This is a genomic window from Vibrio sp. SCSIO 43153 (assembly GCF_023716625.1).
Lineage (GTDB): Bacteria > Pseudomonadota > Gammaproteobacteria > Enterobacterales > Vibrionaceae > Vibrio > Vibrio rotiferianus.
In genome coordinates, this window is record NZ_CP071856.1 from 58,335 (window position 1) to 71,851 (window position 13,517).

Consider the following 13,517-nt stretch of genomic DNA (forward strand, 5'->3'; position numbering starts at 1 on the left):
CTAGCGGCGGTTTTTACCACGGTTTTTGTGGATAGCTAACTTAGCCTTTAGTTTACGTTTTTCAGATGAACGGCTCTTACGACGAGCACCACCATTACGCTCCGGTTCAACCTCTTCGATCAGACTTGGTTCAAACCCTTCTAACCATTCTTGTGGTAAACGTTGATCGAGTAGATTTTCGATAGCATGCAATAGATACTCTTCATCACGGCTCATCAAAGAAACCGCAAGACCAGATTTACCTGCGCGACCTGTACGACCAATACGATGGACGTAGTCTTCCGCCTTAAATGGCATATCAAAGTTAACCACTTGCTCAAGTTGCTGAATGTCTAAACCACGAGCTGCTACGTCGGTTGCAATCAACGCACGCACTTTACCTTCTTTGAACTCATCAAGCGCACGTTGTCGCGCACCCTGGGATTTATCACCGTTGATAGAAACCGCTTTAATGCCATCCAACTTAAGCTCTTTCGCCAGTTCATCGCTGCCTTGCTTGGTCTTTGTAAATACCAACACCTGCTGCCAGTTTCGAGAACCAATCAAGTAAGCAAGCAGTTCGCGTTTACGCTTCTTATCGACCGGGTAAACCATTTGCTTCACGGTTTCTGCGGTCGTGTTTGCAGGTGAAACTTCCACTTCAACCGGAGAATCCATCAATTTATAAGCGATAGTTTTAATGCGTTTTTCAAACGTAGCAGAGAACAGCATGGTTTGTTTATCTTGAGGCAAACGGCGAAGAATACGTTGTAGATCTGGCCAGAAGCCCATGTCTAACATGCGGTCTGCTTCATCAAGCACAAGAACGCCCGTTTTAGAGATGTTTACATTGCCATTAAACAAATGGTCAAGCAAACGACCCGGCGTCGCGATAAGGATATCTGCACCTTCTTCTAGATTTCTCTTTTGTACACCAATGCTCGTACCACCATAAACACAAGCAATCTTAAGGTCAGTGTTTGTCGCGTATTGCGTCAGGTTATCCATCACTTGCTGCGCTAACTCACGTGTAGGCACAAGGATCAAAGCTTGTGGTGTTCCGTTACGTTTCTGTTGCTGAACCGTTTGTATGATAGGTAAGCCAAATGCTGCAGTTTTACCAGTACCAGTTTGTGCAGCAGCCAGTAGATCTTTACCTTCCAATACGTGTGGAATCGACTTTTCTTGCACTGGCGTTGGAGTCACGATATTCATACCACTTAGGGTATCAACCAGCTGTTGTTCAATGCCAAGATCAGCGAAATTAACGGACATGATAAACCTCATAATTTTTGGAGCGCAGAGTTTACCAGAGCGCCTTTGGTCATACTACCTTTAGCACTCGAGGCGTTATGAATTAATTAACTGTTGATGATGCTCAGCGGCTTGATTCAGCACATCTTGATAAAGCGCAGCAAATTTCGCTTCCAGCTGCTCATATTCGTTATCTAGAACCTCGAACGTTGTGGTGAGGTCAGCCATACGCGGCGTTCTTTGTGACATTCGATGAAGCGCAAACTCGATGTTTTCTAAGTCTTGATAGGACTGCAACCAACCCCCACTCCACATCCGGCTATGGAGCAATAAAAAGCGAGGTGGTAGATCATTCGATATTTGCTCATTCACTTGCTGATAAGCATAACGAACAAAGGAACCTAACGATTGATCACTAAATGAATGCCAATGCTTGGCTAAACAGTGATCCCAAAACATATCGAGGGCGATGGGAGCAAAGCGACGTGCAACGCCAGTAAAGTGCGGTTTGCACTCTTCAACAATGGCGTGGTGGTCGGTAATACGGTCGACAAAGCGATGAAGTTTGATGCCATTGGAAATGTCAGTCTGATATTGCTTGCTTGGATCTCCCTTTACGAAATCTCCAAGCAAGTTTCCCATTAAATGGCTATTACAGTGGTCTGCAATATGCAGGTGGGCTAGAAAGTTCATTAGACGCTGTGAGTGGCCTTTTGGCTCGTCTTACATGAACTTAGTATAACGTCTGTTGTGACGCGGTGAGAGTACTAATTGTACTTATTCGGCTTCGTCTTCTGAGCCAATGTAGTCCGACAAGATAATACCGATTTCAAGAGCATCAAGCATCTCTAGGCATTCATCGTTTTGGTATTGGTCGCTCATTGTGACCTCCTTTGTTTATATCTCCTGAAGCAAACATGCTTCCATTTTTACCGCCATATCTCTTCTTCGTTGATGACAGTAACTCCTTTTTATAGCCTTTATATGACACATTCATGACAGCGAGAAGTAAAGTTTTAGAAAGCTATGACAGGAATCATAAGTAAACGTTTGCGATAAGAGCTCAAAACAAGATTCTACAGTTATTTCTTCCTTCCCACGCCCAACCTGACGTTCGTCACCAATCACCTTTCGATTAGTAAGTAACTGGTTTACCCCTCACGAAATCACTACTCAATCATTTGCACTTGCCATTTTATTAAATAGCTCAAGTTATTAGAATGGGATACTGTTATATGCGATCTAAGATCGCATTTATTGAAATCCAACAATGAGTTGTTACATTATTTGCTGCGCTCCATCGCATATTTTGTTTCGATATACCTTTACCTTTAACCATCTCCCCCCAACCATCTCAAATGGAGCAACGAATGAGAGAAGTTGAGTTTAGAACCATAGATCGACTCTTTATCAAAATGTCGATCAACGACAAAATGTGGGTCATATTCTTAATGTTCTTCGTGACATTGACGTCACTCGCAACCACACGGTATTTCAACGAAGTTGAACAATTTGAAAATCACGCAGTTGAAGTAGCACAAAGTAAGCTTGAAGGTATTATTTCTTCAAGTAACGATTCCGTGCCAAACATATCCGGCCTAACCCAGGTGAATGCAATCAACGATTCATCTTTTAACAACGGTGTTGCAACTGTATCTGGCCAACTCGGTAATGGCCAAAATGTGCAGTTGACCATTGATAGTAGTAAAGGCTACGAAGATGCCAAATCAGATGCCCTATCCTCTTTCTTTATCAGTTATCTGTGGGCTGTTCCATTTGGTATCTTTATTTACTGGGTCGCGACCTTCTTAGGCGGCGCACTTTGGGTGCTTTACACGACAACTGAAAAAATTGGTAACGGAGATCTAACATCACGCTTAGGCTTCCATCCAGGGCGCGATGAATTTGGAACGATCGGTTGCGCTCTTGATAAGTCAATGGATACGCTTTCTGAGTTGGTCAACAACGTTAAAGACAATGCGAATACCTTGAGTGAAACATCTTCATCGTTTGAACAGGACATGAAGTTGAGTGAAACTCAAATCACCCAGCAATATCAGTCTCTTGATTCTGTAGCCACTGCAATGGAAGAAATGACCGCCTCTTCAAATGAAGTATCATCTATTGCACAAAATGCGATGCAACGTTCTGAGCAGGACACTCATCAAATTGACAACAGTCGTCAACGTGTACAGTCAGTAATTTCAGAAATTGAAACACTTTCCAGTTACATTGAACAAGCATCAAGCTCTGTTACAAGCCTGAATGAAAACACTACTCAGATTAACGATGTAATTACTACCATCAATGCTATTTCTGAGCAAACCAACCTTCTTGCGCTAAACGCTGCGATTGAAGCGGCTCGAGCAGGTGAGCAAGGGCGTGGTTTTGCGGTTGTTGCTGATGAAGTTCGCACACTAGCAAGTCGAACACAGCAAGCTACCGTTGAGATTCAAGCGATGATTGAAAAGTTACAATCAGAAAGCCAAAACATTGCGTCCATTACTCAGCAAACCGTAAAACAAGCACAAACAAGCAGCCAGTTGATTGATGAGATTGGTCAAGATGTACAATCGATCGCCGATTCTGCTCGTTCGTTAATGGACATGAGCATTCAGATCTCTACTTCAGCAGAAGAGCAAAGCGCTGTTGCTAACGATATTGCCTCAGAATTATCGGATATTCGTACCCAGTCAAATACCATCAAAGATGTCGCTGAACAATCTACCGTTGGTGTTGCAAACCTTACTCAAGCGTCAGTTTCGCTCGGTAAGATACTAGAAAGGTACCGAACAGCTTAAATTCTAACTCAATAAAAAGGGCTCCGATTGGAGCCCTATTTTTTTGCCTAATTAACACGCGTTCTAAAAAGAATTCGGTAAAGGAAAGAGACAACTAAAGACAGAGAGAAAGCAGATCGTTTTACAATAAATTCGTTGATTAATAGAATCCACTGCTCCATAACAGAATAGCCCCTGCAAATCATACGGAATGATATACTTTGAAGTGAGTCTCAATTAAATTAGACTCTTGTTCAAAGATCGTTCAAATACGTTTTGATTGGGCTATTCTCGGAGTGTCAACATTGATTTGCTGCTGGTGACTATATGAAAAAAAAAGAATATAAGAATAATTTGGAAGATCTAAACTGCCCCCTTTGCCAAGGCGACGAATACATTGTCTCCACTGATGGAGAAAAGTTTACTTGTGCTTCATGTGGATTCCACACAAAAAACTTCTCGTCCATTCAATGCCTACATCAAACCCCTTTGATACAAACAAAATTCAAGCACATACACACTCTCAGTAAAGTTTGTCATTAAATCATAAACAAGCAATTTGCTCTTTGAGTTCTTCTAAGTGGTGCACACGAATGACACGTTCATCGTCAACAAGGTTAATCGGTGCGCCATTATACAGCTGAACCGTTTTTATTCCGGCGTTCAAACCTGCCTCAATCCCCTTAGGAGTGTCGTCAACATACAAACATTCACCAGGGAGAAAACCCATGTTCATCGCACTGTAAAGAACAAGATCTGGCTCTGGCTTCCAACTGTTCGCATCGAACGCGGAAAACACTTTCCCTTTAAACGCACGCAGTAGCCCGGTTAATTCCAAAGAGAACTCAATTTTGTCTTTGGGGCCATTAGAAGCAACACAATACTCGATGCCCTTGTCGTTTAAGTATTCAATGAGCTCCTTGGCACCTTGCATTGGCTCAAGGTTACGGACGAATAGCTCTTTTACTTGTTCACGATACTGTGGTTCAAGAACATCCAGTGAAACACGCAAGCCAGCACGCTGTTTTGCATCACTTAAAATATCGGCTAACTTGCCACCTTTAAAGTGTGCAACACATTCATCGAAAGGCATTTCAACATTGTAGTGACTAAAAACATTAACCAGAGCTTGGCAACATAACCTTTCGCTATCTACTAATGTGCCATCACAATCGAAAATGACACATTTGACACTATTTATCGCCATGACGTTTCTCCCAAAATCGCGGTACATTATCGTTGTAGTTAAGTTTGGATGTACTTCCGATTCTATTGTCGATATTAAAACTCGACTTAATTCTTTTTACTAAAAATGTAATCCCATGATATTTAAGTTTAGAAATGTTTAAACGACATAGTTTGCATTTTCTGTAAAATGGCGGTGAAAAATAGGAAAACTCTGGACAAGATCACCGATTTATTTTCAGTACTCTTAATTAGTGAGATCTCTATCCGAGCAAACGCTCGCAATATTCTCGAAATCCGGATGCATGTTTCTTACTTCGACAAAATCATCCAGGTTATCCAATAGCAATTGGCACAAAAATGGGTCGAACTGCTGCCCTCTTTCTTTTTCAAAAAGCTCGATCACTTCTTGGATGCTCCAGGCTCTCTTGTAGCAGCGCTCACTCAATAGTGCGTCAAAAACGTCTACAATTGCCGTGATCCGGGCGAATAAATGAATAGACTCGCCTTCTAAACCATTTGGGTAGCCATTTCCATCCCAGCGTTCATGATGCTCATGAGCAACGATTGCCGCCAATTTGGTAACATCACCTTCTTTGGTATTCAGTAAGTCGAAACCCTTCGTCGTATGGAGTTTCATCACTTCCCACTCATCTGGTGCCAGTGGTCCACATTTGTCCAAAATAGATTCCGGAACTGCAATTTTTCCTACATCGTGCATCGGAGAGATAATTTCGATCATCTCAATTTCCCGATGGCTCAGTCCGCACAGCTCAGCTAATTTGGCGGAAAGTTTGGCGACACGCTTAACGTGGTTCCCTGTCTCTCCCGAGCGGGATTCAATCGCTTCACCTAATACGTGTATCATCTCTTTTTGGACACTCAATGTACGTTTTTGCAAAACCACTATTTTACGGTTCTTTCGGTCAATTTCTTTTCGTTGCCGAATAACCATAAACTGAACTACGACAATTAACGAAAGTACACCAATAATCGCACCTACAACTAATAAGGTTTTGTAATTTATCGTTATTAAAGGTGCTGGTTTGTTGATGATTTTTGCCGATTTCGGTATCAAGTAACGGCTGATGTTGTATTTTTCAATGGCAATGTGGTCGAGTACGGCTTCAGTAACCGGTTGCTCTTTTATGGTTGGTAATAGCGATAAGCCTACTTTCCCAGCCATCAACTCAGCGGCTTCAAAGCCAAAGTTCTTAGATCGATTTAAGTAGCCACCAAGAATGCCAGGTTCACCTAAATAGTGCTCCCAAAAAACAAAAACAGGCGCAGCACTAGAGGTACCAATAACATGAGAGATTTCTTGGTAAGTATGGTATTTGCCTTTGCTTGTCTCGGTATTATAGTGAGTCAGCAATACCGCATCATCTGGAGAGATATGCTTCAGCAGCTCAGCAGTCTCACTCAAGGTCTTGCTGCGAATTTCTACCACTTTGATTTGTGGGAAGCGGTTCATATGCTCTAATACAAGCTGACGGATGTGTTCACTCGTAATGCTGTGATCGGCTAAATAATAAAGAGTCTTGATTTTAGGACGCAGTTTATTAATCAAATTGATATTTTCATCAATTCGATCAACTTCATATAGCACACTGCCATTTGTAGAAACGTTGTCTAATGTTGCTTTGAGATTGTTAATACCAACCGCAACTATTGGAGTTTTGCGTTCAGCATTGGGGTAATAAGTTTTAATAAACTGAAGAGCAGCATCATCAGTTACAACGACACCATCAAACTGATAGCCTTCATATTTGAGTTGAAGGTAATTCCCCATTCTCTGCAGGTAACCATGAGAATGTACACGTTTGGAGTCCAGGTACTCGATAGACAGCTTTACTTCGCCAGTTGCTTGGGCAAAGCCTTCTTCAATACCGTGTTGAATATCATTCGTCCATTGATAAGATGGGTCATAGGAGTGAAGCACCAAAATACGCTTCACGTCCCAAGATTCATCATTGCTCGCACTTACCGCGGTTGTCCCTAACCATAAAATAACAGCTAACCAACGCGTTAAACGCTTCTTCATTTTTATCTAACCAATGGCAAATTTGCCGATATAGTAGGTCTGCTCGTATGCGCAGATATCGACTTAGATCAAGTTTCAGCGATTATTGTTTCATATAACTTGTCTGATTCCGCTAGTTTTTTAGCTAAATCACCAATAAAGGTCTGTTTGTCTAAGTTTTGAGAGACAACGACATCAGATATTAACGTTTGCTTCTCGTACTGGCTAACAATCGCTGCTGCGGTAGGCTCACCATCATGAAAACCAACGTACAGTTCATACTCAGAGGACAAAATAATCTGAGTTAGGAACTCAATAATGAGGTCTTGTTGCTCTTTATGTTCCCATCTACTTGATTGAAGCAAGGCAAACATAATCGTCAGACGATGAAAATCAACTAGATAGATATTCTCAGCAGAAGTCTGTGTTGCTTTAGAGAGAAGAGAAGATGAATCAAGGAGCGAAAACTCGCATCGTGTGCTTGAATCAAGATAGAGCTCACGCCCTTTAATGCTTTCTGGTGTAGGGAATTCCACTTCCACCAAGTTATACAGCCAATCGTTCTTTTTGTTAACGGCTGTTAACTGCTGTTCGTTCATTTAAAACAACCCCATAGGCTTTGGTTTGCCGTACATTAGCATGAAGACTGTAACAAACATAGCTAAACACCTGAGGTTAGGCCAAATTTTGTTTTAATCGTGTGCGTCTGATAAATTGAATCAATAGATTAGCCTATTTAAGGGATGAAAAATGAAAAAACGCTTGCTTGCTTTAGGTTTGGTAACGGTCTTGGCTGGATGTGGTGACAATGAAGTCGGCGACGTCTCGCTAGGCATGTTCACAATGAAAGACATTAAGATAGGTCATCTACAAGATGAAGTCGTAACGGGAGTGACTTGTCATATTGCGTCGATAGAAGCAAACCTTAGCCTTTCGGATCCAAGTGATAGCTCCATTTCTTGTCGTCAAACTGGTGACATCACGCCAGAAATGATCGCGAAAATTGACAAGAGCAAATCAGGGGAAGTCGTATTTAAGAAATCGAAAAGCATCTTCTTTAAAACAATGAAAGTAAGACGCATCTACGATCCGGAAAATCAAACTCTACTTTACTTGTCTTACACGACCAAAGAGACTGAGGGTAGCTTTAAACACAGCTTATCAACGGTACCATTGTGGGGAACCAAAGCTTACGTGGAACCAGTTGTAACTTCGACAAATTAATCCTTGATCGTTGCTAAAAACATCAGCCCGCTGCTTTTTTCAGCGGGCGAACTTCTTTGCAATAAAACGCAACGATTTTTCAGAATTTTGTGATACAATCCCGCCTCTTTTTTTCTCAATCAAGAACAAGCATGAAGTTTCCCGGTCAGCGTAAATCTAAACACTACTTCCCAACTCACGCTCGAGATCCATTAGTCCGCCAAACTCGACAGGCGCCAAAGCTGTATCGCCCTACCATTGTCGGTGTTGGTCAAACCATCGTTGATATCGAAGCGCGTGTAGACGATGCGTTTTTAGAAAAGTACAACCTTAGTAAAGGACACTCTCTCGTTCTTGAAGAGAGCAAAGCAGACGCATTATATGAAGAGCTAGTAGAGCAAGGCTTGATCACTCACCAATACCCTGGTGACACGATCGGTAATACACTGCATAACTACTCTGTACTTGCGGACAGCAAGTCAGTACTTCTTGGTGTGATGTCAAAGAACATCCAAGTAGGTTCATTCGCATACCGTTATTTATGCCGCACCTCTTCACGTATGAACCTGAACCACCTACAAACCGTGGATGGTCCTATTGGTCGTTGCTACACACTTATTTCTCAAGATGGTGAGCGTACTTTCGCGATCAACGAAGGTCATATGAACAAACTCTCTCCAGAGAGCATCCCTGAAGAAGTATTTAAGAAAGCATCAGCTCTAGTAGTATCTTCTTACCTAATGCGTGGTAAGAAAGAAGACCAAATGCCTCAAGCGGTTCAACGAGCAATTGATTTTGCTAAGAAGCACGATGTTCCTGTTGTATTGACGCTAGGCACAAAATACGTAATCGAAGGCAATGCTGAGTGGTGGCAAGAGTACATTCGTGAAAACGTGTCTGTTGTGGCGATGAACGAAGAAGAAGGCGCTGCGCTAACAGGTGAAACAGATCCACTAACTGCTGCAGATAAAGCACTAGAGTGGGTTGACCTTGTTCTATGTACCGCTGGCCCAGATGGTCTATACATGGCAGGTTACACGGAAGAGAAAGTTAAACGTGAAACCACACACGACATCCTTGAAGGTTCTATCGAAGAGTTCAACAAGTTTGAATTCAGCCGTGCGATGCGTAAAGAAGACTGTAAACAACCGATGAAAGTCTACTCTCATATTGGCCCTTATCTAGGTGGCCCTCTTGAGATTAAGAACACTAACGGTGCAGGTGACGCGGCATTGTCTGCACTTCTACACGACATGGCAGCAAACTCTTTCCACCAGAAAGAAGTGCCGAACTCAGAAAAACACGAAGTCCACTGCCTAACTTACTCTTCTCTATCTCAGATTTGTAAGTACGCAAACCGCGTAAGCTACGAAGTGCTAACTCAGCACTCTCCTCGCCTCTCTCGTGCGCTTCCTGAGCGCGAAGACAGCCTAGAAGAGACCTACTGGGATCGCTAAGAACCAGGCACTTAGAGCGAAAAATATGCGAAGGTCACCATTTGGTGACCTTTTTGTTTTGATCTAGCGCAGTATTTAGTGTTTTTTGTTATTATGTAGCACGCTAAGGCGCATGAACTGTTTTACACCTCTTATTTAACCAGTATTATTCTCGCGCAAACGTTTGCGCAACAGCAATACAGTCTTTCGATTGCTTGATGTTGAACGCCACGTGCTAGCCATTTTTTTGGAGTATCCATGCAGTCTGATATTGAAATTTGCCGAAACACACCGTTGTCTTCTATCGCTACTGTCGCAGCAAATACTGGTCTTTTGCCGCACGAATTCGATACACACGGAAAACACAAAGCTAAAGTTCATCCCCAATGTCTTGAACGCTTAAACGCTAACCAAGATGGTAAATTGGTGTTGGTCACTGCAATTACGCCTACCCCATTAGGCGAAGGCAAAACCGTAACCACAATCGGCCTATCCCAAGGCCTATCTAAAATCAATCAATCGGTAATCGCGTGTATTCGTCAACCTTCGATGGGGCCAGTTTTTGGCGTCAAAGGTGGCGCTGCTGGCGGCGGCTACTCTCAAGTCGCTCCCATGGACGAGCTGAACCTTCACCTTACTGGTGATATTCATGCAGTCACAGCAGCACATAACTTAGCTTCAGCGGCACTTGATGCTCGCCTTTACCATGAGCAACGTGAAGGCTACAGCGCATTTGAAGCACGCACTGGTTTAAAAGCATTGAAAATCGATGTTGAGCGAATCACATGGAAGCGCGTTATGGACCACAATGACCGTGCGCTGCGCATGGTGAAGATCGGTTTAAACGAAGAAGGTAAAACCATCAACGGCTTCGAACGTGAAGAAGGTTTTGATATTTCTGCCGCGTCCGAGCTCATGGCTATCCTTGCCCTTGCAAAAAATCTTAAAGACTTACGTCAGCGTATTGGTCGCATTGTCGTTGCGTATGATCTAGATGGCAACCCAGTGACAACCGAAAACTTGCAAGTTGCTGGTGCAATGGCGGTTACACTAAAAGAGACGATTGCACCAACGTTGATGCAAACACTTGAAGGTGTCCCTACGCTTATTCACGCTGGCCCGTTTGCAAACATCGCCCATGGTAACTCTTCCATCATTGCAGACCAGATTGCATTAAAACTTTCTAGTTACGTTGTCACCGAGGCAGGTTTCGGCTCTGACATGGGGTTTGAGAAAGCCTGTAACATCAAAGCTTCTGCTGCTAACCGAGCACCAGATTGCGTTGTAATTGTCGCGACCCTTCGTGGTTTGAAAGCAAACTCAGGTCACTACGATTTGCGCCCTGGTATGGCAATTCCAGATTCTATTTTCAACCCGGACCAAGCTGCACTTGAAGCTGGCTTCGAAAACCTGAAATGGCACATCAATAACGTGCATAAATACGGAATCCCTGCGGTCGTAGCCATCAACCAGTTCCCACAAGATTCAGAACAAGAATTGGCAGAACTAAAAGCGTTAATCGAGCGTTTTAATCCTGAAGTAAAAGTTGCGGTCAGTACTGCATTTGGTCAAGGTGGTGACGGCGCTATTGAGCTTGCACAGCACGTAGTGGCAACTTGCGATCAGGCCTCTGAATTCAAGCCTCTTTACACCAAAGAGCAATCCTTAAAGGAAAAATTGATGGCGGTGTGTGAAGTCGGTTATGGTGCCTCAAATATTGAAATGAGTGATCTAGCGAAACAGCAATTAGCACACTTCGAAAAATTAGGCTTTGATGATTTAGCCGTGTGCGTCGCGAAAACACCTCTATCAATCACGACGGATTCGGCAATAAAAGGCGCACCAAGTGGCTTTACCGTACCAATTCGTGAATTGCGTTTATGTGCAGGTGCGGGCTTTGTTTACGCTCTCTCTGGTAACGTAATGACGATGCCTGGGTTGCCAGACAAACCTGCATTTATGAACTTGGATCTTGATGAGCAAGGCAATATTATCGGCCTTTCATAGCCTTGATTGCATTTAGTTCAACAAACAGGAGCTTTTGGGCTCCTGTTTTGTTATCAATTTACGCTATCTCTTTGTTTTAAAAACTCTTTACAATGTAAACTTAATTTTTAAGTCGATTATCACCCTGCAGCCCTCACCAATACAGTGCACGCCATATTTCCTTACTCCCTAATATAGTGCAGCGCTCACGCACCCACCCTCAAAGAGCATTGATTTCATTGATAAAATTCGATGGCTCGAATCTTGTACTACGTTATATAAGCACAAAGGGCACTCTACAACATCACTCGTAAAGCAACTGTAGTTGGCTAACTCCTCAGGCTGAATATTGCTTTCGAGCCACGTAAAATAAGGGAAAGGGAACATTATGCAAGACGCACTCGCTGTAATTTTAGCAGGCGGTATGGGATCAAGGCTGAGCCCACTTACCGACGATAGAGCCAAACCAGCCGTTCCATTTGGTGGGAAATACCGCATCATTGATTTTACGCTAACCAACTGTCTTCATTCAGGTTTAAGGAAGATTTTAGTGTTAACTCAATACAAGTCACACTCACTACAAAAGCACTTACGTGATGGTTGGTCTGTGTTCAATCCCGAACTTGGTGAGTACATCACCGCTGTTCCACCCCAAATGCGCAAAGGTGGTGCATGGTACGAGGGTACCGCAGATGCTATCTACCACAACATGTGGCTGCTCTCTCGTAATGATGCGAAATACGTCGTTGTTCTGTCTGGTGATCATATCTATCGTATGGACTACGCAGCCATGCTTGAAGAACACAAAGAGAACGGCGCAAAGCTAACCGTTGCTTGCATGGATGTGCCCGTAGAAGATGCCACCGCATTTGGCGTCATGGCTATTAAAGGAAACGGCCTAGTCGAATCGTTTATCGAGAAACCAGAAGACCCACCCACTCTACCTGATGACCCAACTCAGAGTCTCGCATCCATGGGGATTTACATCTTCGATATGGATGTCCTACAAGAAGCACTAGAAGAAGACGCAAAACTTGAAGACTCAAGCCACGACTTCGGAAAAGACATCATTCCTAAACTCATCGATACCCAATCCGTTTACGCTTATAAGTTCTGCGGAAGCAAAGGCCGTGTAGACAAAGACTGCTATTGGCGAGATGTAGGTACGATCGATTCCTTCTACGAGGCCAATATGGATTTGTTAGAGCCGGTGCCACCAATGAATTTATATCAACCGAACTGGGCAATTCGCACTTACGAAGCTCAATTCCCACCAGCAAGAACCGTATCGTCAGCAACCGGTAATGAAGGGATTTTTATTAACTCAATCATTGCCAATGGTGTCATTAACTCCGGAGGTTCCGTTCAGCACTCTGTTATCGCGTCCAACGTGCGTATTCAAGACAGCGCAACCGTCGTCGATAGCATTATTTTCGATGATGTAGAGGTCGGCGAAGGCTGTCAGCTCGTCAGTTGTATTATTGACAAGCACGTTCGTATTCCACCGCACACACAAATTGGTATCAACAAAATCGAAGACGCCAAACGATTTCATGTATCAGAAAAAGGGATCGTGGTTATTCCTGAAGGTTATGAGTTCTGAGCGTTTACTCAAGCGTCTATTTGCAATAATCCAAAGCAACAAAATCATATCCCCCCACAATAAAAAAG

Annotated in this window: 10 protein-coding genes; 5 read left to right on the forward strand and 5 right to left on the reverse strand. The window is 43.2% G+C overall.

Going from position 1 to position 13,517, the window contains the following annotated elements:
- Together J4N37_RS16435 and J4N37_RS16440 are read right to left on the reverse strand one after the other, a co-directional pair.
- On the reverse strand, nucleotides 1-1,254 hold the full coding sequence (locus tag J4N37_RS16435; protein WP_252042781.1) for a DEAD/DEAH box helicase: 1,254 nt from the start codon (nucleotides 1,252-1,254) through the stop codon (nucleotides 1-3).
- Nucleotides 1,255-1,329: 75 nt separating this feature from the next.
- Nucleotides 1,330-1,926 carry an acyl carrier protein phosphodiesterase gene (locus J4N37_RS16440; protein WP_252042782.1) on the reverse strand — a complete coding sequence of 199 codons (597 nt, stop codon included), beginning with the start codon at nucleotides 1,924-1,926 and terminating at the stop codon, nucleotides 1,330-1,332.
- A gap of 677 nt (nucleotides 1,927-2,603) precedes the next feature.
- Between J4N37_RS16440 and J4N37_RS16445 the strand changes: the two genes are divergently transcribed.
- The gene (locus J4N37_RS16445) at nucleotides 2,604-4,034 is read left to right on the forward strand and encodes a methyl-accepting chemotaxis protein (protein ID WP_010451906.1); all 1,431 of its coding nucleotides are present in this window, start codon (nucleotides 2,604-2,606) and stop codon (nucleotides 4,032-4,034) included.
- A gap of 523 nt (nucleotides 4,035-4,557) precedes the next feature.
- Here the strand turns inward: J4N37_RS16445 and J4N37_RS16450 are convergent.
- From J4N37_RS16450 to J4N37_RS16460, 3 genes are all read right to left on the reverse strand, one after another.
- On the reverse strand, nucleotides 4,558-5,220 hold the full coding sequence (locus J4N37_RS16450) for an HAD-IA family hydrolase (protein ID WP_252042784.1): 663 nt from the start codon (nucleotides 5,218-5,220) through the stop codon (nucleotides 4,558-4,560).
- A gap of 225 nt (nucleotides 5,221-5,445) precedes the next feature.
- Complete coding sequence (locus J4N37_RS16455; RefSeq protein ID WP_252042785.1) at nucleotides 5,446-7,242, reverse strand: HD domain-containing phosphohydrolase; 1,797 nt, start codon at nucleotides 7,240-7,242, stop codon at nucleotides 5,446-5,448.
- Nucleotides 7,243-7,310: 68 nt separating this feature from the next.
- Complete coding sequence (locus tag J4N37_RS16460; RefSeq protein WP_252042786.1) at nucleotides 7,311-7,820, reverse strand: flavodoxin; 510 nt, start codon at nucleotides 7,818-7,820, stop codon at nucleotides 7,311-7,313.
- 151 nt (nucleotides 7,821-7,971) lie between these two features.
- On the opposite strand from J4N37_RS16460, the gene J4N37_RS16465 reads away from it, so the two are divergent.
- The 4 genes from J4N37_RS16465 to glgC all read left to right on the forward strand — a co-directional run bounded on the left by J4N37_RS16465 (nucleotide 7,972) and on the right by glgC (nucleotide 13,449).
- Nucleotides 7,972-8,445, forward strand: coding sequence for a CreA family protein (locus J4N37_RS16465; protein ID WP_252042787.1), 474 nt, complete (start codon nucleotides 7,972-7,974; stop codon nucleotides 8,443-8,445).
- Nucleotides 8,446-8,576: 131 nt separating this feature from the next.
- A complete protein-coding gene (locus tag J4N37_RS16470; protein ID WP_252042788.1) occupies nucleotides 8,577-9,881 on the forward strand; it encodes an inosine/guanosine kinase in 1,305 nt (434 codons plus the stop codon).
- Between the two features lie 237 nt (nucleotides 9,882-10,118).
- The gene (locus J4N37_RS16475) at nucleotides 10,119-11,867 is read left to right on the forward strand and encodes a formate--tetrahydrofolate ligase (RefSeq protein WP_252042790.1); all 1,749 of its coding nucleotides are present in this window, start codon (nucleotides 10,119-10,121) and stop codon (nucleotides 11,865-11,867) included.
- Between the two features lie 367 nt (nucleotides 11,868-12,234).
- A complete protein-coding gene (gene glgC, locus J4N37_RS16480) occupies nucleotides 12,235-13,449 on the forward strand; it encodes a glucose-1-phosphate adenylyltransferase (RefSeq protein ID WP_010451925.1) in 1,215 nt (404 codons plus the stop codon).
- Nucleotides 13,450-13,517 lie beyond the last annotated feature (68 nt).

Coding starts and splice junctions, on each gene's coding strand:
- J4N37_RS16435 (WP_252042781.1), bottom strand. CDS start 1,254: ATGTCCGTTAATTTCGCTGATCTTGGCATTGAACAACAGCTGGTTGAT.
- J4N37_RS16440 (WP_252042782.1), bottom strand. CDS start 1,926: ATGAACTTTCTAGCCCACCTGCATATTGCAGACCACTGTAATAGCCAT.
- J4N37_RS16445 (WP_010451906.1), top strand. CDS start 2,604: ATGAGAGAAGTTGAGTTTAGAACCATAGATCGACTCTTTATCAAAATG.
- J4N37_RS16450 (WP_252042784.1), bottom strand. CDS start 5,220: ATGGCGATAAATAGTGTCAAATGTGTCATTTTCGATTGTGATGGCACA.
- J4N37_RS16455 (WP_252042785.1), bottom strand. CDS start 7,242: ATGAAGAAGCGTTTAACGCGTTGGTTAGCTGTTATTTTATGGTTAGGG.
- J4N37_RS16460 (WP_252042786.1), bottom strand. CDS start 7,820: ATGAACGAACAGCAGTTAACAGCCGTTAACAAAAAGAACGATTGGCTG.
- J4N37_RS16465 (WP_252042787.1), top strand. CDS start 7,972: ATGAAAAAACGCTTGCTTGCTTTAGGTTTGGTAACGGTCTTGGCTGGA.
- J4N37_RS16470 (WP_252042788.1), top strand. CDS start 8,577: ATGAAGTTTCCCGGTCAGCGTAAATCTAAACACTACTTCCCAACTCAC.
- J4N37_RS16475 (WP_252042790.1), top strand. CDS start 10,119: ATGCAGTCTGATATTGAAATTTGCCGAAACACACCGTTGTCTTCTATC.
- glgC (WP_010451925.1), top strand. CDS start 12,235: ATGCAAGACGCACTCGCTGTAATTTTAGCAGGCGGTATGGGATCAAGG.